This window comes from Gemmatimonadota bacterium (assembly GCA_016719105.1).
Classification (GTDB): Bacteria; Gemmatimonadota; Gemmatimonadetes; order Gemmatimonadales; family Gemmatimonadaceae; genus SCN-70-22.
The window spans coordinates 154,441-178,590 of record JADKAQ010000004.1 but is presented as its reverse complement, the minus strand read 5'-3'; the positions used below and the strand labels follow the sequence as shown (position 1 = coordinate 178,590).

The following is a 24,150-nucleotide window of genomic DNA, read 5'->3' as shown; positions in this document are numbered from 1 at the left end:
CGACCTAACCACTTCACAGACAACACCTTAACGGAGGGGCCCCTCGCGAGGCGTCCGGAACCCGTCCCTCAGCGCAGACGATCGGGGAGGACACGGGGACACCCCGCTCACTCTTGGCGTCCCCCTCGCGCTCCGAGCCGCGGCGACCGCGCCACCCGCTAGTCGCCGAACGAGATCCCGGTGGCGCGCGCGGTCCGCATCAGGTCGTGGTCCAGCTCGACGCTGCGCGGGTGGTTGATCACGTCGACAAAGGGGACCGTGACGATGTGCGGGGACTGCAGGGCGACCATATGCCCCCACTTCTGTTTTTCCACCGCCTCGATGGCGGCGCCGCCGAAGCGGGTCGCCAACAGGCGATCGTAGCCGGTCGGCCCACCACCGCGCTGCAGGTGGCCCAGCACGAGCGAGCGCGCCTCCTTCCCGGTGCGGTTCTGGATCTCCCAGGCGAGGCGGCCGGCGATGCCACCCACGCGCTTGGCCTGCCCCGGAAGCGATTCGCCCAGGATCGACTCCTGCCCGCCGACCGGATAGGCCCCCTCAGCCACCACCACGATCGAGAACTGGCGCCCCGCGCGGTCGCGGGCACGGACCTTGGCGCAGACCTTCTCGATGTCGAAGGGGATCTCGGGGATGAGGATAACGTCTGCGGTGCCGGCCACCCCGGAGTGCAACGCGATGAAGCCGGCATGGCGTCCCATGACCTCCATGACGATCACGCGATCGTGGCTCTCGGCGGTGGTATGCAGCTTGTCGATCGCCTCGATGGCGGTGTTGACCGCCGTGTCGAATCCGAAGGTCGTGATCGTGTGGCTGACGTCGTTGTCGATGGTCTTGGGGACACCGACGATCTTCATCCCACGTTCAAAGAGGCGCTGGCCGATGGCGAGCGAACCGTCGCCGCCAATGGTGACGATGGCGTCGATCCCGAGGCGGTCCGCGTTTTCGAAGATCTCCTTTGACCGATCCACCTCGATGAACGACCCGTCGGCTTGGCGCACGGGGAACTCGAACGGATTGCCCCGGTTCGTGGTCCGGAGGATCGTCCCTCCCAGGTGCGCAATTCCGCGAACGGAGTCACGCGTGAGGGGGATGATGTCGTCCTCGCCGAGAAGGCCGTAGTAGCCACGGCAGATCCCGAGCACGTCCCAGCCGCGCGTGATGGCGGAGAGGACGGCGGCGCGGATGACGGCGTTGAGCCCCGGGGCGTCGCCGCCGCCGGTGGAGATCGCGATGCGCATCTCGTGAAGTGGAGAGGGAGGTCGTGTAGGAGGAGATCCTACGGGGAATTATCGGCCGCGCGACAGAGGCGGCCGATGCACCAGAAGGTGTCTCGGTCCCCCGCACGCACCGAAAAGTGGAGTTTTGTGAACCCGCCGGAAAGGTAAACGATTACAGCCCCGGCGCAGCCCGTCGGCCGCGGGGGAGTCACTGCGGGAGCTGCACCCCGGCGAGGTTCGCCAGCGTTCGAATGACCGAATCCTGCCGGACTACCACAGCTTTAAGCGAGTCGACCTGATCCTGCAACTCCTGCTGCGTGAGCCGCAGGTCATTGTAGGACTCGCCCAGCTCGGTCAGCGCCTGAGCGGTCTGCATGTCCTGCTGCGACGGCGGGGCGCAGGCGGCCGCCGCGACGGCGAGCACCAGAAGTGAGGCGACGGCGAGCCGCGCTCGAGGAGCGTTCGAGAACGTCATGGGCGGAGAGTATCGCGCGGGAACGCCGTTGGCGAAAGGCACCCGCGGGCGGCATCGGGACGCCCCGCCGCCGCCGCAATCCCGGGATACAACATGCGCAGAAAAGGTGAGGCCCTCGGTCGCCACCGCCGCGACCATGGGGCACCACGCCAACCGGAGGGCGCATGCGCCGCGGTTTCACGTTCCTGGAACTCACGATCACGGTCACGCTGATCGGCGTCATCGCCCTCATCGCGATCCCGTCGGTGGCGCGCGTGCGCGACCGTGCGGCGGTACACGGCGCCACCTCGCTCCTCGTCTCGGCGCTCGCCGACGCGCGTCATCAGGCGCTGCGCTGGCAACGTCGGACCGCGGTGCGCTTCGACACGCTCTCGGCGCACGCCACCGTGCACGCCGGACGCGATACCCTCTCGCGCGTGCCACTGGACTCGCTCTTTCGAGTGGCGATGCGCGCGAGCCGCGATTCGATCGCCTTCTATCCCTTGGGGCTGGGGTACGGCGCCGCGAACGCGCGGCTCATCATCACGCGCGGGGCGGCGGCGGAGACCGTGACGGTCTCTCGCGCTGGCCGGGTCAAGCGATGAGGCGAGACCGGCCGACGGGCGAGCGGCATCGGTCGCCGCTCGTCCGGGCGGAGGCGCCGCAGGCCGTCAGGTGGTCGCGGCGACCGTGCCGAAGTCGAAGCCGGGAATCGAGATGCGTTCGATCGGTTGTCCGAGGACGCGCTCGATGGTGCGGACCATCGCGATCTCGTCGGGCGACATGAAGGTGAAGGCATCGCCCGTCGACGCGGCACGACCGGTGCGCCCGATGCGGTGCACGTAGTCCTCGGCCTGTGCCGGCACGTCGTAGTTGATGACGTGCGAGATGCCCGAGATGTCGAGGCCGCGCTGCGCGATGTCGGTCGCCACGAGGACGCGGATGTCGCCGCTCTTGAAGCGCTCGATCGCCTGCGTGCGTTGCGCCTGCGTCTTGTCGGCGTGCATGGCCGTGGCCTCGACGCCGGCGGTGTGCAGGTCGCGCACGACGTGATCGGCCCCGTGCTTGGTGCGCGTGAAGACGAGGACCGAGTCCATCTCCGGACGTCGCAGCAGCTCGACGAGGAGATCGTTCTTTCGCCCGCGGGGGACGGGATACACCGCGTGCCGCACGGTGCTGGCCGCCGAGGAGCGGCGTCCCACCTGCACCACCACGGGACGGCGCAGGTACTTCCGCGCCAGCGCTTCGACTTCCGGGGGCATGGTGGCGCTGAACAGCAGCGTCTGGCGATACGGCGAGATACCACCGACGATGCGGCTGATCTGCGGCGCAAAGCCCATGTCCAGCATGCGGTCGGCCTCGTCGAGCACGAGGATCTCGAGCGCGTCGAGCGACGCGTTGCGCTTCTCCATGTGGTCGATGAAGCGACCGGGGGTCGCCACGATCACGTCGACCCCCTTCTGCAGCGCCTTTTCCTGGGGCTCGTACGCGACGCCACCGTAGATGGGCGCCACTTCGACATCGGTGAACTGCCCGTACTTGCGGAAGCTCTCGTCGACCTGCTGGCACAGCTCGCGCGTGGGCGTGAGGATGAGGCAGCGCAGGCGCTTCTCCCCCCCTAACAACCGGTGGATGATGGGAAGCGTGAAGGCGGCGGTCTTCCCGGTGCCGGTCTGGGCCAGCCCCATGACGTCGCGCCCGGACATGGCCAGCGGGATCGCGTCGCGCTGGATCGGCGTGGGGGCGCGATAGCCGGCAGCCGCAACCGCCTGCACGATGGGGGCGGCGAGGCCGAGTTCGGCGAAGGACGGGCCGTCGACGACGGCGTCGATGAGCGCTACAGGAGCGGCGGCTGACGCGTCGACCGTCTCGACGACGTCTGACTCTTCGCTGCTCGGGGTGCTTTCAGCCGGGCCGGCCGGAGCGTCCGGCCGGGCCTGGGTCTTCGCCGCGGGCTTGCGCTGCCTGGCCGCGGGACTTGAGGTCTTCATTCCGCCTGTTGTCTGAGTCGTTTTGGTCCCCGCAAGCTAAGCGGCGGCGGGCGGCACACGCCACCGCCCGATTGACCAGCTTCCCGGTGTCTTGCGTGCCCGGGTCATTGTGCTCGCGCCTCAGGGACGGCGCGATCGGCCGGTCGGGGGGCGCCCCATCGCTCCTGTGCACGACGCGAGTGTGCGGCGCGGTTCGAGAGGGTATCGCGGTCGGCGCACCCGCCCGCGTCATGTCACGGTGCGGCGAAGGGTGCAATCGACCGACCGACGAATCATGCCAGGCGCGAGGCGCATTCGGCCGGTACGTCTTTTCATGCGGCCGCGGGCCGACGCCGCGCGTTCGAGCGCCGAGTGCGGACTGCCGAGTGCCGAGTGGCGAGTGGCGCGCGACGCGTGCCGAGTACCGCGCGACGCGCGACGCGTGGCACGCCTAACGATCGACGCCCAAGTGGGGAAGCAGCTCGTCGAGCACCGTCTGCGGCACCTCCTCCGCCAGCACGTGCCCGGCGCGCGCCACGATGCGGGCTCGCCACCCGGGGAGCGACGTGACCCGTTGCGCCGACTCGGCCGCGCGCACCAGGAGGTCCTGCCCGCCGAGCAGGAGGAGGACGGGAGCGGTGATCTGCGCGAGTTCCTCGCGCGTGCGCGGTGCGAGGCGGTAGTGATGCAGCAGCGTGCGAAGCGCCCAGCCAAAGGCGGGATCGCGCGTCGGCGCCCAGTACTCGTCCACGTCACGGAAGGCGAAATCGCCCAGGGTACCGTTGAGGGCGCGCACCACCAGCGGAATGCTCCAGGGCGGGACCGCATACCGAACGAGTGGCGCGACCGCCCCGGGTGTCGCCATCCGCGCGAGCACGAGGAAGCGCACGGGGGCGAGTCCGACCGGGGCCAGCAGCGTGAGGGTCGACACGCGATCGCGCTGCCGACGCGCCACGTCGAGGGCGACACCACCGCCTAACGAATGGGCCACGATGTCGAGGCGATCGTACCCCAACGCGTCGATAACGCCCTCGACGTGGGCCGCCATGGCGTCGGCGGTGTAGAGCGACTCGTCCATCGGCTTGTCGCTGCCGCCGTGTCCGCGCAGGTCCATCGCGATCACGCGTCGCCCGGCCCGCAGCACCGCCGGGAGCAGCTTGCGATAGTAGTACGCCGACGCCCCCCACCCGTGAATGAAGAGGACCGGCGGATGCCGCGCGTCGCCACCCTCGACGACCCGCGCCTGCTCGCCGCCCGGGAGCCTCACGAGCCGCGCCGACAGGTCGGCTTCCAGCGCGGGATACCACTCGTCAGGCGAGAGTCGCCCGCGAAAGAGACTGACCAGCACGCGAGGGGGTGTGAGATGGCTTCGTAGGAGGCGCCATCGAAAGTTGCCGCTCCCCGCGCCCGAAATGAAGACACGGGAACTGGGGCGGACGTCATGCGGCGAGCCCCCGAGGTGCAGGGGCTCGCCGCATCGCGCGGGCTCGCGCCCACGCGCCGAGCGATGGCGACTACGTCGCTTCGTTCACCTCGATCTTGCGTCCCTTGGCCATCGCCGCCTCGGCCTTGGGCAGACGCACCACGAGCACGCCGTCACGGAACTGCGCCGTGATCTTGGTCGCATCGATGGTGCGCGGGACGACGAACGAACGAGCGAACGTGCCGTAGAAGCGCTCGAAGAGATGGAACTTCGCCTCCTCCTTGTCCTCGCGCTTCTCCTCGGTCTTCTCGCCGCGGATGGTGAGCACGTCGTCTTCGAACGTGACGTCGATGTGTTCCTTCGTCACGCCCGGCAGCTCCGCCGTGAGCATGAGTGCGTCGGGCTTTTCGACGATCTCGACCGGCGGCATCCACCCCACCGCCTCGGTGGTGAACAGGTCGTTCCCGGGCGTCTGGTTGAAGAACCGGCGCAGCCGATGCTGCATGTCGTCCAATTCGCGGAAGGCCGTCGTGAACGCCGGTGTCGTGCGCGGCATCAGGTGCCTGGTCATAACTCCTCCTTGCTGGAGTCACTTCCGTCGAGCGTTTCCTCGACACCTAGAAGGATGCCGACGCGCGCGCCCCGCGTCTGTCGGGCACGGACGGGAGATCGCGCCGGAGAAGGGACTACGCATGGATTGCAGGGCTCGCCGTTGCGCGCGTCGTGGCTCCGCACGGGGCGGCGAACCCGGCCGCACGCGGCGCTCAGGTGCCACGGAACCGGGCCGCGTCGTACCGCCGGTGCGGCCGGTGGGGCGGTGCCGACGGTCTCGCCGGTGCCGACTGCCGACGTTGCGCGACGTAAGTCGAGCAGGGCTGCCGCGGGGACGACGTGTGGGCAACGGGCACGCACCGGAACACCGGTGACGCCGAGGGGTCCCCTCGGGGCGCCGCGACAGCCAGGCGCGCGTCGCCAGCTCGGGTCGAGCGAGATCCACCTCGCAAGTCGTTCAAGCACAAGCGAATGAACCACCCGACCCGCACGTTCGCGTCGGCGATCGACGCGCGGCGCGGAAATGTGCCGCGCAGGTCAGTCGCGTGGCGCGGTGCGCTTGTCCTGCACCAAGGCAACGCCCAATTTGCCGTGGCGACACCCACACTTCCGACCATGCCTCGACTCCTCCTGCCCGACCCCCGTCTTCGCCGCGCAGCCCGTGCGCGGTGAGTTCGTCGATGTCGGGGGGGCTCGGCTGTACTACTACGCCGCCGGGTCGCGCGGAGGCGGCGAGCCGATCGTCTTCATTCACGGCTTTCCGACCTCGTCGCACCTCTGGAGCGACGTCGTCTCCCTCGTGCCCAAGGGGCACCGGGTCGTCGTCCTCGACCTGCTGGGATTCGGACGCAGCGATCCGCCCGGCACGGCCGACCTGTCGCTCCGGGCGCACGCCGACCGGGTGGTCTCGCTCCTCGACGCCCTGGGGATCAACTACGCGACCATCGTTGGGCACGACATCGGCGGGGGGATCGCGCAGTCGCTGGCGATCCGTCACCCCACGCGCGTCGCGCGCCTCCTGCTGATCAACTCCGTCGCGTTTGACGCCTGGCCGGGGCGAGAAGTGAAGCTCGTCAGGGCCACCATGCCGCTCACGCGTCACTTACCAGCCACGTGGATCCTGTCGGTCCTTCGCGCCGACCTGCTGCGTGGCTACGTCGTCTCGGAACGCGGGTCGCACTCCATCGAGCAGTACGTACGACCGTTCGCGTCGGAAGCGGGGCGGGACACGCTGGTGGCACACCTCGCGGCGCTCGACTCGGGGGAAACGAAAGCGCTCGAGCCGCGATTGAAGGACATCGTGGCGCCGACCGCGATCGTGTGGGGGGCAGAGGATCCGTTCCTGCCGCGCGAGATCGGGCAACGACTTGCCGATGCGATTCGTGGTGCCACGCTCGACGTCGTGCCGGACATCCGTCACTTTACGCCAGAAGAAGCGCCGGAGCGCGTCGCTCAGGCCTTGACCTCCCTCCTTTCGCGATGACGGCACCTCGACTCGACACCTTTCGCGCCATGGTCGCCAAGAACCCGGGGCACGCGCTCGCGCGCTTCGGGCTGGCGAACGAACTGCTCAAGGCGGAGCTGTGGGAGGAGGCCGCGGAGCAGCTGCGGTTGTACTTGGCCGCCCACGACGACGAAGGGAACGCCTACGGCCGCCTGGCCGATGCGTGCCAGGCGTTAGGCAGACATGAGGAGGCGCGGGACGCCTTACGGCGCGGCATCGCCGCGGCCGAACGATTTGGACACCCCGGCATGGCGAGTGAGCTGGCCGGGCGACTCGAAGACCTGGAGGATTCCGCGTGAACCGACTCGTGCGGGGCGCCCTGATCGCCCTCGCCTGGTGCTCCTTCGACGTCCCCGCCGCGCTCGCGCAGCGGGTCTCGCCCGTGGCGGCGCAGCCCGTGGGCGTGGGATCGCGGGTCCGCATCTCCGCCCCTTCCATCCGACGGGAGCTGTTCGTCGGGCGCGTCGACTCGCTCGACGCGAACGAAGTGACGCTCGACACCGCCGGGGTACGGCGCCGGCTCGGCTTCGAGATGGGGCCGGTCCTCGTGGAATCGTACCGACGGGTGAACGTGCGAACCTCGGCGATCGAACGGCTCGAGGTGAGCGCCGGGCGCACGACGCGCAAGGCGACGTTCAAGGGGATGCTGATCGGCGGGCTGGCCGGCGCGCTGCTGATCGGCTTCGGTCAGCTGCCGGAGGTCAATCCCAAAGCCTCGGACTTCCTGAAGGGAGCCCCGGTCGGGCTCGCCCTCGGGATGGGGGTTGGCGGGGTGGTCGGGTACGCGTTAGGCGGCGAACGCTGGGTGCCGGGCGAACTGCCGCGTTAGGCGGCCGGTCGGCGCTCCCGCACCTGCGGGAGCGCGCCGACGATCGTGCGACCGCCGGCCGGGGGGCGCGCTCCCCTCACTTCGCTTCGTACACGACCTTGCCGCCCAGCACCGTCAAGGCGACCCGCGCCGTCGGGATCTCGTCCTCGGGGATGGTCATGATGTTCTTCGTCATCACGACGAGGTCGGCGAGCTTGCCGACCGTGATCGACCCCTTCTCCTTCTCCTCGAAGGCCGCGTACGCGTTGTTGAGCGTGTAGGCGCGCAGCCCTTCGTCGCGCGTGACGCGCTGCTCGGGAAGGAAGACCGTCCCATCGATCGTCTTGCGCGCCACGCTCCCCCAGAAGCTCGGGATCGGGTCGATCCGTTCGACCGGCACGTCGGTGCCGTTGGTGACGATCACGCCGGCGTCCCAGAGCGAGCGCCACGGGTACGAGGTGCGACGCGTGCGCTCCGCTCCCAGCCGCTTGGCGACCCACGGACCGTCGGAGATGGTGTGAATCCCCTGCATCGACGCGATGATGCCGAGCGCCTTGAAGCGGGCGATGTCGGCGGGATCGATGTGCTGCGAGTGTTCGTCGCGCCAGCGCAGGTCGGTCTTGTCGGGGTGCGCCTTGAAGGTGCGCTCGTAGATGTCGAGCACCTCGCGATTGGCCCGGTCGCCGATGGCGTGCGTATTGACCTGGAAGCCGTGCTTGATGGCGACGCGCGCCGTCTCCTCGATGTCGGCCGGCGATTCGAGGGCGAGTCCGCTGCTGGAATGCAGGTCGTCGTACGGCTCGAGGAGCCACGCGCCGCGCGGACCGAGCGCACCGTCGATCTGTCGCTTGATGGAGCGCACGGTGAGGAAGTGACGCCCATAGCCGATGAGGCGGTAGCGCGGAAGGAGCGAGTCGAGGCGCGCGTTGCTCTCGCGCCGCACCATCGCGTAGAGGCGGACGGGGAGCTTGCCCTCATCAGCAAGCTTCTTGTAGGCATCGATGGTCGCGAAGCTGGCGCCGGCGTCGTGGAAGGTGGTGACGCCGCGCGAGAGCGCCTCGTCTCCCGCCAGCTGCACTACCTGGCGAAAGCGCGCCTCGCGGTCCGCCGCGCTCATGCGATCGTCGCGCGTGCGCGCCGCCCCCACCAGGCGCTGCGCGGTCTCCTTGAGGAAGCCGGTCGGCTCGCCGTTGGCATCCTTCACGATCTCGCCACCATCGGGATCGGGCGTGGTGCGCGTGATCCCGGCGAGCGACATCGCCCGGCCATTGGCGAAGCCGGCGTGACCGCTGGCGTGCGTCAGGATCACGGGATGCTCGGGGCTCACCGCATCGAGCGATGCATGCAGCGGGACGCCCTGGACGTTGGGCTGCGGCGTGCGCGCCCACTTCTCCTGGTGCCACCCGCGCCCCACGATCCACTCGCCCGGGCGCGCCGTCCTCGCCGCCTGGCCGACCATCGCCACGATGTCGTCCCACGTGCCGGCCGTCGTGAGGTCGAGCACGAGCTTGGATTCGCCGAGCCCGGTGTAGTGTCCGTGGCCCTCGATGAAGCCGGGAATCAGCAAGCGCCCGGCGAGGTCGATCACCCGCGTACCCGGACCGGTCAAGCGGCGTATCTCGGCGCTCGTTCCGACGGCGATGATTCGGTCGCCGCGCACCGCGACCGCCTCGGCGCGCGGACGCTGCGAATCGACGGTGACCACCGAGCCGTTGACGAGTACGAGGTCGGCGCGAGTCGGCTGGGCGCCGGCACGCGGCGCGGCAACGACGCCGGCGAAGGCGACGGCAGCCGCAAGCGTGCAGGAACGAACGTGGCGACGATCCATGGGTCGGCAGGGGTGGGGTCGCGCGAAGTTGCACCGCGAACCCGGAGAGCGGAAGCGTGCGCCTCACTCGCTGCCCGCGCCGGCGCTCGCCCTTTCGGCGAGCGCACCGACGTCCTTCGCTAGCGAACCTGCTTGGCCGCGTCGAGGACGTTGGCGATGTCGCGCGACAGCGCGCGCGCTTCCTGCGTCGCCGACGAAACGTCGTCCATCGCCGACTGCACCCCGGCGGAGCGCAGCGCGATCATGTCGAGTCGCATGTTCTGCAGCACGAGCGAGGCACTCTCGAGTTGCGTGCGCAGCGTCTCGTGCCGCGACAGGAGGTCGACCATCGTCGCGCGCTGCCGCTCGAGCAGCTGCAACCGCTGGTCGCGCTCGCGCGATTCGGCGAGCGCTCGTGCGGCCGCGATGCGACCATCGAGCTCCTCGATGGCGGAGGGGCGCACGTCCTCCTCGAGTCGGTGCAGCGCCTGCGCCAGCGATGCGACGCGCTCGGCGAGCGCATCGACCGTTGGCGCGACATCTGGGATGAGATCCTTGTCGGCCTTGGTCAGCTTTCCGAGCACCTCCTGGACCGCGAGACGATCGGCGGCCGCGCGGCGCACGTGATCGCCATACGGGCCGGCGAGGACGTCGGCGGGGGCCATCTGTCGCGCGACCTGCGACGCGGACGGCAGCTCAGCGCGTGGCCCACCAAGGTCGTTCTGCGCCTTGAGCGCCTTGGCCGCCTCGGCGCCGAAGATGTCCTTCACGCGAACGCCGTCAGCCCAGAGCGACGCGAGTCGCTGGGCCAGCGGGATCGTCATCGCGACCGCTGGAAAGAGGAACCAGAGGAAGTCAGGGGAGAACATCAGGTTGATGGCGCCGAGCATCCCGACGGTCACGGCGCTGCTCGCCGTGCGGCGCCGGAAGGCGCGAATGCGATCGGCGATGCTCAGCTGCCCGAAGGTCTCGAGGCTCTCCTTGCCCCGAAGGGCCGCGCGGGCGCCGCGCGACTGGGCGCGGCCCTCCCCGCGCGACTCGCCTCGTGCCGCGCGCGACTGTTCGCGCACGTCGCGCCACGAATCCGGCATCCAGGGGGGGACCGGCGGACGCGCCTGCAGTCCCTGGTTGGGGTTCCGCGGGGCGTTCGTACTCCAGCCGGCATTGGCGGCATCGACGGCGTCGCGCGCCATGTCCTCGGCGAGGCGCGCCTGCTCCATCGCGTGCTCCTGTGCGCCACGCACGATGGCGCGCACGTTGGCCGCGAGCCCTTCGGGGCGAGGGGCGGCGTGCTTCCAGGCGGACGAGAGGCGCGCGAGATCCTGCGGCGCCCGATCCGGGGGCTGCTCGGCACGCGGAGGCACCGACGCCGACGGTGGCGGCGGCGCGAGCGCGGCGGTCCCGCCCTCGATGGCGGCAATCGCATCGCGAAAGCCGGCGGCGTCGTCCCATCGGTCCTGCGGCCGCTTGGCCATCGCGCGCTCGATCGCCGCGACCAGGAGCGGCGGGAGGTCGCGGCGGCGTTCGCGGAGCGGGCGCGGCGTGTCGCTGATGTGCTTCATCAGCATCGACGGGGTGTTGGTCGCCTGGAACGGGAGCTCGCCGGCGAGCATCTGGTAGGCGACGATCGCCAGCGAGTACAGGTCGGAGCGTCCGTCGATCTCGCGCTCCCCCATCGCCTGCTCGGGCGACATGTACGCCGGGGTGCCGACGGCGATCCCGGTGACGGTGAGGCGCGCGTCGCCCTCGGCGGCGCGGGCGATCCCGAAATCGGTGACCATGGGCCGCCCGGTGGCGCGATCGATCAGGATGTTGTCGGGCTTGATGTCGCGATGCACGATGCCGCGGGCGTGTGCGTACGCGAGGGCATCGGCCACGCCGCGCAGGATGCGACAGACGTCGGCGACGGGGGGGCGGGTGTCGGTCGCCAGCCGCAACGCGAGTGGCTCGCCCTCGACCAGCGCCATGACGAAGCAGACCAGGCCGTCGCGTTCCTCGACCGCGTAGATCGGGACGATGTTGGGGTGGTTGAGCTGCGCCGCGGTCTGTGCCTCACGCAGGAATCGCTGCTTCACGTCGTCGCGGTACGCCAGCTCGGGCGGGAGGACCTTGATGGCCACCGCCCGGCGCAACTTGCGGTCGAGGGCGCGATAGACCACCCCCATGCCGCCACGCCCGAGTTCTCCCTCGATGTCGTATGCGCTTCCGAGCGCAGCGCCGACGCGTTCGCGGAGGGGATCGGACATGGATGCCCGGGGTCTGGCCCATGGGACGGCGGCGAACTGCGCCGCGTCCGAGGGTCGCTAGCCCCGTCCTCCTATCTTCAGTTTGGCCATCTCGTCGCGCGCGTAGACCGCCGCGTCGACCTCGCGCCCGAGCGCAATCGCCTTCTCGGCCACCGAGGTGATGGTCTGGAAGTTCTGCGGGCCGCTGCGCAGGCGCACGACCTCGAGCCGCATGTTCTGCAGCGCGAGCATGCAGCTCTCGAGCTTCTCGCGCGATTGCGACAGCCGGCCCCCGAGGTCGGCGACGGCGCGACGCTGGCGCTTGAGGTAGGCGAGCCGGCGCACCCGCTCTTCGCTGGCGCGCGTGTCGAGGGGGTTGGCCTCTCCCTCGAGTCGTGCGATTTCGGCATCGAGCTGCGCCGACGATTCCGCGGGGACGGTGCGCTCGAGCTCCTGCACCTGCAACGCCAGCGCCTCGACCTTCTGGTACAGCGCCATCGCCGACGACGGCACGTCGCCGAGGATCGACTTTTCCTTCTTGGGGAGCGTCTCGATGAGGCGGAGAATCTCATCGCGATTGCGGCGGGCATCCTGCACCGAGCGGCCGCTCGCCCCACCGAGGGATGCGACGGCATTGACCGGTGCCCCGGCGCCCAGCGCCCCGGCCGAGCCGGCGCGGTCGAAGAAGTCGCCACCGATGCTCGATCGCATGCGCGCGCGATCGCGGACCTCGCCACGCTTGGTGGGATCCCACAAGGCGCGCACGCTGTCGGTCCACTCGGCTACGACGTCGAAGAAGAGGCGATCCTTCGGCTCCTTCAGGATGTCGCGCCAGTCGTAGCCGTCGCTCCACAGCTTGGCGTACTTCCAGGCGATGTAGATGGAGTACATCCCCCACAGGCCGGCGAAGTCGGGGCCGCCGAAGGCGGCGACGACGACACTCACGCCACCGGCGAACATCCACGGGGCGAGCTTCTTCCGGAAGGCGCGGACCTCATGCGCGTTCCAGCGGGCCAGTTCCTCCGAGCTCGGGGCGGCGCCATACGCGGGCGCCATCGCACCTGCGCCGGGGCGCAGAGAGGACGCCTCGGTGGCCGAGCGCGGAGCGACGGAGCCTAACGCCAACGCGCCGCCGTTGCGCGGCATCGGGACCTCGCCCGTCTCGAGCGCCGTGGCCAGGGCCGCCGCGCTCGGGAAGCGATTGTCCGGGTCCTTCTCCAGCATCATCATCACGGCGCGCCCGAGGTCCTGTGGGACCTCCGGGCAGCGCTGGTGCAACGGAACCGGGTTCTCGGAGATGTGCTTGACGAGCAGCGCCGGGGTACTGGAGGCGTTGAACGGAAGCTCGCCACTGAGCATCTGGTAGGCGACGACACCTAACGAGTACAGGTCGCTGCGCCCATCGACCTCCCGCTCGCCCATCGACTGCTCGGGCGACATGTAGGCCGGGGTCCCGATGGCCATGCCGGTCGCGGTGAGGCGGGCGTCGGAATCGCTCACGGCGCGGGCGATCCCGAAGTCGGTCACCATCACCCGGCCATCCTCCTTGTTGATGAGGATGTTGTCGGGCTTGATGTCCCGGTGCACCACGCCGCGCTCGTGGGCGAAGGCGAGGGCGCGCGCCACCTCGAGCAGGGTCCGTCGCGTCTCGTCGTAGGCGAGCGCGCCGTTCTTGTGCAGCCGGACGGCGAGGTTGTCGCCGTCGACGTAGGCCATGACGAAGAAGACCAGCCCCTCGCGTTCGTCGACCGAATAGATCGGGACGATGTTGGGGTGGCTGAGCTGCGCCGCGGTCTCGGCCTCGCGAAGGAAGCGCGTGCGGATCTCGCCCCGGAAGGCGAGTTCGGGCGGGAGGATCTTGATGGCGACTTGCCGCTTGAGGCGGCGATCGCGCGCCAGGTACACGATCCCCATTCCCCCGCGGCCGATCTCCCGATCCAACTCGTAGTTCGCGCTGAGCACGCGTTCGACGTGCGCGCGAAGCTCTGAGTCAGATGATGAAGCGATGGGTTCTGGCACTCGAGGGGGGAGCGATAGAATCTGAGGGGGCGATCAGCATCGTAGTGTAGCATTCGTCCGGAAGAGCGTCTAGCGCGGCGCTCCGCCGCTACGGCGCATTCGCGAGGGCACTACGTCAGAATGGCCCGCGAAAGTTGCAAAGCCCGTCAGGGTGGCGTAAAAAGGTGAGCCCGCAGCGTGCATACAGGTGGAGGAGAAGACGGGAACGCGGGAGGGTGGGGGGAGCGGGTGCCGGCGTCCGGCCCAGGCTCCCACCGCCGTCCCCACTTCGCCTACCGGGGCCCCAGGCCACGTCTTCCAGCGACTCGTCTTCCGTTCTTCGCCCTCTCGTCATCTCGAAAATGGCCCAGCGACAGACACTCCCCGTCCTCCCTCTTCGCGGGACGGTCACCTTTCCGGGACTCACCTCCCCGATCGCGGCCGGGCGTCCAGGGACGCTCCGGGCGATCGAGGCGGCCCTGAAGACTGACCGTCTGGTCTTCGCGGTCGCGCAGCGTGACAACACCGACGAGCCCGCACCGGAGATTCTCTATTCGATGGGGGTCATCGCCCGCATCGGGCAGATTCAGCGCGGCCTCGGGGGGGTGCAGCTCCTCCTGCAGGGAGAGCAGCGCGCCACATCGCTCCAGTACGCCCTCAACGACGGGTACCTGACCGCGGTGGTGATGCCCACCGAGGAGATGGCGCCGCTCAACGAGAGCGACCCCGCCTTCGAGGCGCTCCACAAGGAGACGCGCGAGCGCGCCCAGGAGCTGGGCGAGAAGCGCGGGCTCCCCGAGGAGGTCGTGCACCAGGTCCTCGACTCGGTCGACGAGCCGGGGCGCTTTGCCGACCTCGTCGCCGGATACATCGAACTCCCCGTCCCCGAAAAGCAGGGGCTCCTGGAAACGCTGAGCGTGGAGGAGCGGCTTCGCCGTGTCCTGGTCCACGTGCAGCGCCAGATCGGCATGCTCGAGGCGCAGGAGGAGATCAAGACCCAGGTCCAGGAAGAGCTGGGCGAGCGGCAGCGCGAGATGTTCCTGCGCGAGCAGCTCAAGGCGATCCAGAAGGAGCTGGGGGACGACGACCAGTCCAAGGAAATCGCCGACCTCCGCGAGAAGCTCAGCAAGCTCGACCTTCCCAAGGAGGCGCGGAACGAGGTGGAGCGCGAACTCGGGCGCCTGGAGCGTTCGGGGCGCGAGTCCATGGAAGCGCAGGTGATCCGCACGTACCTCGAATGGATCGCCGAGCTGCCGTGGAGCAAGCGTTCGGACGACCATCTCGACCTCAATCGGGCGATCGGGATCCTCGACGAGGACCACTACGGGCTGCAGGACGTGAAGGACCGCGTCGTCGAGTTCCTGGCGGTGCGGCAGCTGCGCGCCCAGCAGATGGCCGAGGAAGTGACCAAGACCGGCGAGTTCCCGGTCGGGAAGCTGAAGGGGGGGAACGGTGACGTCACGCCCTCCGCCAGCAACGGCGACGGCGACGAGCGCACGATCACCGACGCCAAGGAAGCGAAGGCGCGGGCGATGGCGCGCGGCCCGATCCTCCTGTTCACCGGCCCGCCAGGGGTCGGCAAGACGTCGATCGCCAAGTCGATCGCCCGGTCGCTGGGGCGTGAGTACGTGCGCGTGGCGTTAGGCGGCGCGCGCGACGAGGCCGACATCCGCGGGCACCGGCGCACCTACGTCGGTGCGATGCCGGGGCGCATCATCCAGGGGATGAAGCAGGCGCAGAGCAAGAACCCCGTCTTCCTGCTCGACGAGGTGGACAAGCTGGGGCAGTCGTTCCAGGGCGATCCGTCGAGCGCGCTGCTCGAGGTCCTCGACCCCGCGCAGAACGACTCGTTCACCGATCACTACCTCGGGGTCCCGTTCGACCTGAGCGAGGTCTTGTTCATCGCCACGGCGAACTTCATCCAGAACATTCCCGGGCCGCTCCTCGACCGCATGGAAGTCGTGGAGTTCGCCGGCTACACCGAGCGCGAGAAGGCGGAGATCGCGAAGAAGTACCTGATCCCGCGCCAACTCGAGGAGTCGGGGCTGCAGGACAAGAAGGTGGCGTTCGCCGACGATGCGGTGATGTCGGTGGTGTCGAACTACACGCGGGAGAGCGGCGTGCGCCAGCTCGAGCGCGAGATCGGCCGCGTGTGCCGCAAGGTGGCGCGCCAGCTGGCCACGGGCGACACGTCGACGCTGGACGACAACGTGATCGACGCCACCGAGGTGCGCGAGTTGTTAGGCAGGCCCAAGGTGCACCCCGAACGTGCGCAGGAGAAGCACGAGGTGGGGATCGCCACCGGCATGTACTACACGCCCCAGGGCGGGGACATCATGTTCGTCGAGGCCTCGATCCGGCGGAGCGAGGCACGAGTGGCCGCGACCGAGGAGGGCAACACCCGTCAGGGACCGATCTCGCTGATCCTCACCGGTCAGCTGGGCGACGTGATGAAGGAGAGCGCACGCGCCGCGCTCACCTACGCCACGAACAACGCCGCCGAACTGGGAATCCCGGCCGATCGCATGACGGCCGCCAGCGAGGCGCACATCCACGTCCCGGCAGGTGCAATCCCGAAGGACGGGCCGTCGGCCGGCCTGGCCATCGCCACGGCGCTCGTCTCGGAACTCTCGGGACGCCCGGTGCGGCGTGACGTGGCGATGACCGGCGAGATCACGCTGCGCGGCCGTGCCCTCCCTATCGGCGGGCTCAAGGAAAAGGTGCTCGGCGCACACCGCGCGGGGATCAAGCACATCATCATCCCCAAGCAGAACGCTGCCGACCTCGAGGACGTCCCGGAGGAGGTGCAGAAGGAGCTCACCTTCCACCCGGTCGAGTCGCTCGCCGAAGTCCTGGCGATCGCGCTGGTGAACGAAGGGGGACGCCCCGACGTGAAGGCGGCGTAGTCGGACGACACGGAAACGAGACGCGGGCGCCGATGAGGCGCCCGCGTCGTTTCCGGTCACGCCAAGTTCATGGCCGTGGGACGACCTGCAACCGCGGTCGAATGGGTTGCACGCGCCCAAAGCGCGACACCTCGAACTGCGGCTCGAGCAGCTCTTCCCACGGCGCCTCCTGCGGAGCGGCGCGCCGCGGGGCCACGCGCGCGACTGGCGCCTGAAACGGATCGGCGGCCTTCTCGTTCACGACGAAGCCGTAATCCACCAGCGCGCCCAGCGTCATCACACTCAGCGGCATGTCGTTGGTCGACTCGGCAAAGCCGGTCATCAGTTCGCGGTCGAAGATCGACTCGCGCCAGTGCACTTCGGCGGTCCCGGCTCCACCAATGTTCTCCAGTGGAACTCCCGAGGCACACTGCGACCCGAAGCCGATGAGCAGGCAGCGCGCGGTGGCGGTGACGCCGTTGAAGCGCGGATCGGCCGTCCCCGAGCTGTCGACGAGCGCCTTGAGTCGCCACAGCGAGCCGATCCCAACCACGTGCAGCATCTCGTGCAGCACGATCGACTCGAACCGCTCCGACGTGATGAGCGCCTGCGCGTCGGCCTCGTCGAAGGTCATCTGACCAACGAGCGAATGAAGCGTCGACGTGCGAATGAAGCATGGGCCGGCGCGACCGAGGACGCGGCCGACACCGTCGATGGGCGAGACGCTCGCGTAGATGATGATGTCGTCGACGGTCTCGGTGAGCGTCACCCCTGCGCCAGCGCCGCACCGACTGGCGTCGAGTCCCTGCACGGGGATGTCCTCGAGATCTCCGATCACCGCCGTGCGAATGCGCTCCGCGGCGTTTCGAAAGGCCTCCTGCGCCTGCACGCTCGGAGTTCCCACGAAGCGCACGTCGATGGTGAAGTCCGAGCGGACACGCGCGGTGAAGTCGGTGGCGATCGGGAGGATCGCCGCTCGCACCGTCTGCGTGGCGAGTCGCGAGCCGAGCCGCCAGCGTACGCCGCTCGCGATGCCGTCGGCGCCGGTGACCGCCGTGGCAGGCGTGACCGTACCGCCGCCGAGAATGGGATCGAAGCGAACGGTCTGCTGCGGGACCGGATTGCCGAAGCGATCGACGACGAGCGCCCCGAGCGATTCCTCGACTTCGTCGCCGGCGAGGGCCACCTGGTTGTTGCCGACCGAGGCGCGAATCTCGGCGGGGGGACCGGGGAGCGCCGTCGCCTCGATGGTGGCTGGCGCGAGGTTGCCGACCGTGACGATCAGGGTGTTCCGTCCACTGCGCGTGCCAAGCGTCCACTGTCCGACGCTGGTCGGTCCACTGGCGGTGCGTGTGGGGGGATTTCGCAGCGTCCCCCCTCCCTCTCCGACGGCGATGGTGACGGCAATGCCACCGAGGGCCTTTCCACTCGCGTCACGCACGACGAAGGTCGGCGGTGAGAGCAGCGCGCTTCCCGCTTCTGCGGAGGGGAGGGTCGTGGTGGCCGCTTCGATGGCCTTCGGCACGGGGGCCGGGCCCCCGCCGTCGCTGCAGGCTGCGGTGACGATCGCGAGGGCAAAGAGCGCGAGACAGATGGCGCGGGGGCGGACTACATGTGACATGCGAGACGAAATCCGGACGGCGGTGCATCGAACATCCACAGGGTGGGCAAGCTAGCGACTCGCCATGGGGCGCGCATTAGCGGAACTTGAGACTTGCCGGCCCCGTAGGGGCGAGACACCAGACGCGACCATAATGCTCTCCTCATTCTCCACCGCACTCGTCGTCGCCTTCGACCAGCTGCGGGTCAACACGCTCCGGACGATCCTGTCCACGCTTGGCGTCATCATTGGCGTGGGATCGCTTGTCGCCGTCTTGTCGTTAGGCGACGGGATGGAGCGGTTCACGCGCGATGAAGTCGAGCGCACGACCGACGTGCAGTCGGTGTCGCTCGCGTCGCGCACGTCGGAGCGCGTCGACGGCGAGTGGATCCCGGTCCGCGACTATCCGGTCTTCACGCGCGACGACGCCGCTGCCATCGCGAAGGAGGTCGAGTGGGTGAAGGACGTGTCGCTCTCGGTCGCGGCGACGGTCCCGGTGGAGTCGCCACGCACGGGCACCCGGCGCGAAACCTCGGTGACGGCGGCCATGGCCGGCGTCGATCACTACATGCGCGCCGAGTTGGCGGCGGGACGGTTCTTCACGCGCGTGGAGGATGAGCGCAACGCCGCCGTCGTCGTCCTCTCCCACAAACTGGCGAGCGACCTTGCTCTCCCTCGAGCCCCCGAGCGCATGATCGGCGAGACGGTGCGGGTGAACGGCTCGCCGCGCCAGGTGATCGGCATTCTGACCTCGTACAAGGGGGAGCGTGGCTGGGCCGCGACCGTCCCGTACGCCTCGGCCCCGCTCCTCGCCATGGCCGGCGGACGCCGCCTGCTCCCCGGCATCTCCGTGCGCGCCACCCGCATCGAAGACGTGGATGCACTCCGGCGCGCGATCGAAGACTGGCTCGGTCGCCGTTACGGCGGGCGATGGGAGCGCCGCATCGAACTGGGGACGATGGAGAAGCGCCTCGAGCAAGCGACGCAGGGGGTGCGCGTCTTCAAGTGGTTCATGGGGGCGATCGCCGCGATCTCGCTGCTCGTGGGTGGGATCGGCATCATGAACGTCATGCTCGCCTCGGTCACCGAACGCACGCGCGAGATCGGGGTCCGCAAGGCGATCGGGGCGCGGCCGCGCGACGTGCTGCTCCAGTTCCTCTCGGAGTCGGTGGCGATTTCGAGCGTTGGCAGCGCGATCGGTGTCGTGCTGGGGGCGGTGATCGCGGCGCTGGCGATCCTCGTCATTCGCCAGCAGACCGGGGCCGATCGACTCGCCCCCAGCCTGTCGCTGTCGTCGGTGATGGTCGCGGCGGGATCGGCGGTGGCGATCGGGTTGATCTTCGGGACGTATCCGGCGCGCCGGGCTGCGCGACTCTCGCCGATCGACGCGATTCGCCACGAGTAGGGCGCGGGACACGCGCGCCGGCGCGCGACCGCCGCGGAGACGCGGGGCGCGCGAGGCCTACTGCGTCGGGCAATCCCCGATGCAGCTGTGCGGGTGAGGTGCCGACACCTGAGAGAACGAGGTGCGCCTCCGCCCCTCGCGTCCGTCGCCCGTCTCCGCGCCATGGCCATCACCCGCTCGCAGGTCGTCCCATCGGGACGAGAACGTTCGTTCGGTGAAGACGAGATCATCGTCTCCAAGACCGACCTTCAGGGGAAGATCACGTACGCCAACGACGTCTTCATTCGTGTCAGCGGCTACGAAGAGGACGAATTGCTCGGGGCGCCGCACTCCATCATCCGGCATCCCGACATGCCGCGCGCCGTCTTCAAGCTGTTGTGGGATACCCTGGCCACGGGGCGTGAGGTCTTTGCCTACGTGAACAACATGGCGCGCAACGGCGACAACTACTGGGTACTCGCCCATGTGACGCCGTCGTTCGACCACGCGGGGACGATCGTGGGCTACCACTCCAACCGCCGCGTGCCAGAACCGGCGAAGGTGGAGAAGGTGAAGCCGATCTATGCCGCGTTGCTCGCGGCGGAGCGTCGCCACTCCGACCGTCGCGATGGCCTGGTTGCCTCGGTTGCGCTGCTCGAGGCCACGTTGGCGCAAGCCGGCATCGCCTACGACGAGTGGGTCTGGTCCCTGTGATGTCGTCGCCCCTGCCGTCCCCGCACCGTTAGGTCTCCATGCCTCGCGCTACCACCGCCCGTCCACCACGCCGCCGCGCCGCGCCCGCTGCCCCCGCCCCGTCTGCCCTCGACGTAGAGGCGCTGCTCGACGAAGTCGAGACGCTGCGCGCCGAGCGTGACGCCGCGCGCGCCGAACTCGAGGAGTACCGCGCGGGGATCCTGCGCATCGCGAGCGTCTGCCGGGAGACGGCCTCCGGAGATCTCGAGCAGCGCATCCTTGGAATCCGTCGGGACGGCCCGCTCGGCGACCTGTCGCGGGCGATCAACCACCTGCTCGACCTCACCGACGCCTTCGTGCGCGAGTCGCGCGCGTCGCTGCAACACGCCAGCGAGGAGAAGTACTGGCGCCGGGTGCTGGAGCGCGGGCTGCTGGGGAACTACCGCGTGGCGGCGCGCCTCATCAACTCGGCGACCGACCAGATGGCGGCCAAGTCGCAGCAGCTGCGCCAGGCGGCCACGGACCGGTTGCGGCTGGCGGATGACTTCGAGGCGGCCATCAAGGTCGTGGTGGACAACGTGGCGGCCGCCGCCACCGAGGCCCGCGCCACGGCCGAATCGCTCTCCGGCACCGCCCAGCACACCTCCGAGCAATCGACGACCGTCGCCGCGGCCTCGGAGGAGGCGAGTCGCAGCATGGAGTCGGTGGCGGCCGCCGCCGAAGAGATCACGGCGACCGTGGGACACATCGAGCAGCAGACGAAGGTGTCACGCGACATGGCGCAGGTCGCGGTCGACGCCGCGCAACGCACGAACGACATCGTCCACGGGCTGACCAACGCCTCGGGGCAGATCACCCGCGTGGTGAAGCTGATCACCGACATCGCCAGCCAGACGCGGCTCCTGTCGCTCAACGCGGCGATCGAGGCCGCGCGCGCCGGTGAAGTGGGACGAGGCTTTGCCGTGGTGGCGGCCGAGGTGAAGAACCTGGCCAGCAAGACCGGCGATGCGACCACCGAGATCGGAGCGCAGGTGCTGGCGATGCAGTCGGCGAGCGAGCAGGCGGCCGAAGCGATCGGCGGGATCAGCGGGACGATCGCGCAGATGCACGACCTGACCTCGGCCGTGAGCGAGGCGGTGCACAACCAGCGCTATGCGACCGACGAGATCAATCGCAACATCCACGAGGCGGCGCTGGGGACGCAGCAGGTCACCGGGAGCATCGCGCGCGTCTCGGAGTCGGTGGAAGAGACGAGCACCGCCGCCGGGCAGATGCTGCAGGCGGCCGACGAACTCTCCCGCATGGCGGAGCTGCTACGCAGCGAGGTCGATCGCTTCCTGCACGTGATCCGGTCCACCTAACGACGCGCACGTGCCTGACGATGCGGGCGCGCCACCCGCGGCCCGTTCTTGCCGGCGCGCCGGCGTCGTTCAGTGCACGATCGGCCCCACGCGAAGGATCCGCCAGGCATCCATGCGCAGGAGTGGCGGCTCGGTGCCGGGAATGAAGTACTCGGGATAGCGCCGGTCGGCCGGGGTGTCGGCGGTTGCGACCATTCCGGTGACCCGGTCGAGCTCGGCCATCACGAGTCCCTCGGGGGGGAGCCAAGGCCCGCCCTCGCGTCCCACGCCCGCGAGCTGCACGAGGCGTCCGAAGATCGGTGCGGCCAGCGAGCCACCGGCGGCGCCCGGGGTGATCGTCTTCGGCTTGTCGAAGCCGAGCCAGACGCCCGCGACGAGATCGGGGGTCATGCCGACGAACCAGACGTCGGCGTTGTCATTGGTCGTCCCGGTCTTGCCGGCCACGGGAATGCCGGCGGGGACGTAGCGACGCACGGCAGAGGCCGTCCCGCGATCGACCGCATCGCGCATCATGTCGCGCACGATGAAGGCCACCTTGGGGTCGAGCACCGGTTGCGGTGCGGTGGCGCGCCCCTGCCAGACCGCCGTGCCGTTCCGGTCCTCGATGCTCGCGATGAAGCGCGGTTCGACGCGCATCCCCTGGTTGGCGAAGGTGGCATACGCGGCCACGAGGTCGAGCGGCTGCACCACCGATGCCCCGATGGCACTGGACGGATACGGGGCGATGAACGAGGAGATGCCTAACGCGCGTGCCATCGCGATGACCGAGTCCATGCCCACCCGCATCGCCAGTTGCACCGCGACCGGGTTGCGCGAGCGCGCCAGTGCCTCGCGCATCGTGATGGGCCCGAGGAACGTCCCGTCGGCGTTCTCGGGGCGGTAGACGGTGCGGTTGGAGCGCGGGATGGCCAGCGCGGTATCGGGGATGATCGTGTTCACCGCGATGCTCTCGGCCACCGCGGTGGCATAGACGATCGGCTTGAACGCCGAACCGGGCTGCCGCATCCCGTTCACGGCGCGGTTGTACGGCGACTCGATGTAGTCGCGCCCTCCCACCAGGGCGCGCACGTCCCCGGTGAACGGATCGAGGGCGACGACCGCCCCCTGCAGGTAGCCGGTCGTCCCCTTGGGCTTGTTGGCGTACGTCGGGTGCTTGTAGCCCGCGCGCCCCTCGACCTCGGCCGTTCCGTCGCGCAACGCATCGTTCGCCGCGCGCTGGATCGCCGGGTCGAGCGTGGTCGTCACGCGAAAACCTCCCTCCCCCACCTTGATGCCGGCACGTTCGGCCTGCACGCGCACGACGTCCACGAAGTACGGCGCCGGTGCCGCGAGTCCCGCGTTAGGTGCGGTGACGATCGGCTCCTTCTGCGCGGCGGACGCTTGCGCCGCGCTGATGTAGCGCTGCTGGGCCATGAGCGTGAGCACCAGGTTGCGGCGCTCGCGAGCCCGATCGGGGTGACGCGCCGGATCGTAGAGCGCAGGCCCCTTGGGCAGCGCCGCGAGCGTCGCCGCCTCGGCAATCGTCAGGCGGGCCGCGGCCTTGCCGAAGTAGTGACGCGCGGCCGACTCGATGCCGTAGTAGCGCGACCCGAAGTGAATGAAGTTGAGGTACGCCTCGAGGATCTGCTCCTTGGAATAGTGCTTCTCCATTTCGCGCGCCGCCGACTGCTCGCGGAGCTTGCGCATGGGACTGCGATCCGTGCGATCGATGATGTCGGGGTGCATGTTCCCGACGAGCTGCTGGGTGATCGTGCTGGCCCCCCGCAGTCGTCCGCCCAGCGCGTCCTTGAGCGCCCCGGCGACGCCGACGAGATCGACGCCGTCATGCTGGTAAAAGCGCTGGTCTTCCACGGCCACGAAGGCCTGCGGGACGTAGCGCGGCAGCGACTTGATCGGGACGATGGTCCGCCACTGGCGCCCGATCTCGCCGACAAGCGATCCATCGCGCGCCAGCACCTGCGACGATTGCGGCATGCTGACGATCTGCCACGGCTCGCCGGTCGAAGCGGGGCGCTGCGCCGCCAGGCGGGTCGGCGGCGCCAGCAGGAGCAGCGCGGCCCCCGTCCACCGCCAAACCGCCGACTGCCGGGCGGGGCTGTTTCGCCCGGCCGGCGATGACGTGCGGCGGATTCCGCGCGTCGTCAGGCGCATGTCGGTGCGCCGCGTTTCGTGATGCCCATCACAACCAGCTTTGCTCATGACCGTTTGATGCGAGGCGTCCGGCGCAACGGCCGAGTCACCGAGTGTAACGAATCGTACCGATGCTGCA

General features: G+C 69.4%; 18 protein-coding genes. 8 read left to right on the top strand and 10 right to left on the bottom strand.

Features of this window, described 5'->3' with window-relative positions; genetic code table 11:
- Window positions 1-158: 158 nt before the first annotated feature.
- Together IPN47_08830 and IPN47_08825 are read right to left on the bottom strand one after the other, a co-directional pair.
- On the bottom strand, window positions 159-1,238 hold the full coding sequence (locus tag IPN47_08830) for an ATP-dependent 6-phosphofructokinase (GenBank protein ID MBK9408139.1): 1,080 nt from the start codon (window positions 1,236-1,238) through the stop codon (window positions 159-161).
- A 187-nt stretch (window positions 1,239-1,425) separates the two neighbouring features.
- Window positions 1,426-1,692, bottom strand: a complete 267-nt coding sequence (locus IPN47_08825; GenBank protein MBK9408138.1) for a hypothetical protein — start codon at window positions 1,690-1,692, stop codon at window positions 1,426-1,428.
- A 164-nt stretch (window positions 1,693-1,856) separates the two neighbouring features.
- On the opposite strand from IPN47_08825, the gene IPN47_08820 reads away from it, so the two are divergent.
- Window positions 1,857-2,276 carry a prepilin-type N-terminal cleavage/methylation domain-containing protein gene (locus IPN47_08820; protein MBK9408137.1) on the top strand — a complete coding sequence of 140 codons (420 nt, stop codon included), beginning with the start codon at window positions 1,857-1,859 and terminating at the stop codon, window positions 2,274-2,276.
- A 66-nt stretch (window positions 2,277-2,342) separates the two neighbouring features.
- Here the strand turns inward: IPN47_08820 and IPN47_08815 are convergent, their stop codons facing one another.
- The 3 genes from IPN47_08815 to IPN47_08805 all read right to left on the bottom strand — a co-directional run bounded on the left by IPN47_08815 (window position 2,343) and on the right by IPN47_08805 (window position 5,635).
- Window positions 2,343-3,662 (bottom strand): DEAD/DEAH box helicase, encoded by a 1,320-nt coding sequence (locus tag IPN47_08815; protein MBK9408136.1) that lies wholly within the window; start codon window positions 3,660-3,662, stop codon window positions 2,343-2,345.
- 430 nt (window positions 3,663-4,092) lie between these two features.
- Window positions 4,093-4,989 (bottom strand): alpha/beta hydrolase, encoded by an 897-nt coding sequence (locus IPN47_08810; protein ID MBK9408135.1) that lies wholly within the window; start codon window positions 4,987-4,989, stop codon window positions 4,093-4,095.
- Between the two features lie 166 nt (window positions 4,990-5,155).
- Window positions 5,156-5,635 carry an Hsp20/alpha crystallin family protein gene (locus IPN47_08805; protein MBK9408134.1) on the bottom strand — a complete coding sequence of 160 codons (480 nt, stop codon included), beginning with the start codon at window positions 5,633-5,635 and terminating at the stop codon, window positions 5,156-5,158.
- 642 nt (window positions 5,636-6,277) lie between these two features.
- Here IPN47_08805 and IPN47_08800 point away from each other — a divergent pair.
- From IPN47_08800 to IPN47_08790, 3 genes are read left to right on the top strand one after another with little or no spacing between them, the layout of a single operon-like run.
- Window positions 6,278-7,099, top strand: a complete 822-nt coding sequence (locus IPN47_08800; protein MBK9408133.1) for an alpha/beta hydrolase — start codon at window positions 6,278-6,280, stop codon at window positions 7,097-7,099.
- Window positions 7,096-7,419: a tetratricopeptide repeat protein gene (locus IPN47_08795; protein MBK9408132.1), complete on the top strand. Its 324-nt coding sequence runs from the start codon at window positions 7,096-7,098 to the stop codon at window positions 7,417-7,419. Before IPN47_08800 ends, IPN47_08795 begins: the two co-directional genes overlap by 4 nt.
- Window positions 7,416-7,949 (top strand): hypothetical protein, encoded by a 534-nt coding sequence (locus IPN47_08790; protein ID MBK9408131.1) that lies wholly within the window; start codon window positions 7,416-7,418, stop codon window positions 7,947-7,949. Before IPN47_08795 ends, IPN47_08790 begins: the two co-directional genes overlap by 4 nt.
- A gap of 76 nt (window positions 7,950-8,025) precedes the next feature.
- Here IPN47_08790 and IPN47_08785 read toward each other — a convergent pair whose 3' ends face one another.
- The 3 genes from IPN47_08785 to IPN47_08775 form a co-directional block, all read right to left on the bottom strand.
- Window positions 8,026-9,756, bottom strand: coding sequence for an amidohydrolase (locus IPN47_08785; protein MBK9408130.1), 1,731 nt, complete (start codon window positions 9,754-9,756; stop codon window positions 8,026-8,028).
- Window positions 9,757-9,875: 119 nt separating this feature from the next.
- Window positions 9,876-11,981 carry a protein kinase gene (locus IPN47_08780; protein ID MBK9408129.1) on the bottom strand — a complete coding sequence of 702 codons (2,106 nt, stop codon included), beginning with the start codon at window positions 11,979-11,981 and terminating at the stop codon, window positions 9,876-9,878.
- A 57-nt stretch (window positions 11,982-12,038) separates the two neighbouring features.
- Window positions 12,039-13,922, bottom strand: coding sequence for a serine/threonine protein kinase (locus IPN47_08775; GenBank protein MBK9408128.1), 1,884 nt, complete (start codon window positions 13,920-13,922; stop codon window positions 12,039-12,041).
- 398 nt (window positions 13,923-14,320) lie between these two features.
- On the opposite strand from IPN47_08775, the gene lon reads away from it, so the two are divergent.
- Window positions 14,321-16,864 (top strand): endopeptidase La, encoded by a 2,544-nt coding sequence (lon, locus tag IPN47_08770; protein ID MBK9408127.1) that lies wholly within the window; start codon window positions 14,321-14,323, stop codon window positions 16,862-16,864.
- A 67-nt stretch (window positions 16,865-16,931) separates the two neighbouring features.
- Here lon and IPN47_08765 read toward each other — a convergent pair whose 3' ends face one another.
- Window positions 16,932-18,464: a hypothetical protein gene (locus IPN47_08765; GenBank protein ID MBK9408126.1), complete on the bottom strand. Its 1,533-nt coding sequence runs from the start codon at window positions 18,462-18,464 to the stop codon at window positions 16,932-16,934.
- A 133-nt stretch (window positions 18,465-18,597) separates the two neighbouring features.
- Here IPN47_08765 and IPN47_08760 point away from each other — a divergent pair, with 133 nt between their 5' ends.
- The 3 genes from IPN47_08760 to IPN47_08750 all read left to right on the top strand — a co-directional run bounded on the left by IPN47_08760 (window position 18,598) and on the right by IPN47_08750 (window position 21,881).
- A complete protein-coding gene (locus IPN47_08760; protein MBK9408125.1) occupies window positions 18,598-19,848 on the top strand; it encodes an ABC transporter permease in 1,251 nt (416 codons plus the stop codon).
- A gap of 168 nt (window positions 19,849-20,016) precedes the next feature.
- Window positions 20,017-20,541 (top strand): PAS domain-containing protein, encoded by a 525-nt coding sequence (locus IPN47_08755; protein MBK9408124.1) that lies wholly within the window; start codon window positions 20,017-20,019, stop codon window positions 20,539-20,541.
- A 38-nt stretch (window positions 20,542-20,579) separates the two neighbouring features.
- Window positions 20,580-21,881 (top strand): methyl-accepting chemotaxis protein, encoded by a 1,302-nt coding sequence (locus IPN47_08750; GenBank protein MBK9408123.1) that lies wholly within the window; start codon window positions 20,580-20,582, stop codon window positions 21,879-21,881.
- A 69-nt stretch (window positions 21,882-21,950) separates the two neighbouring features.
- On the opposite strand, the gene IPN47_08745 is transcribed toward IPN47_08750, so the two are convergent.
- On the bottom strand, window positions 21,951-24,080 hold the full coding sequence (locus IPN47_08745) for a PBP1A family penicillin-binding protein (GenBank protein ID MBK9408122.1): 2,130 nt from the start codon (window positions 24,078-24,080) through the stop codon (window positions 21,951-21,953).
- Window positions 24,081-24,150 lie beyond the last annotated feature (70 nt).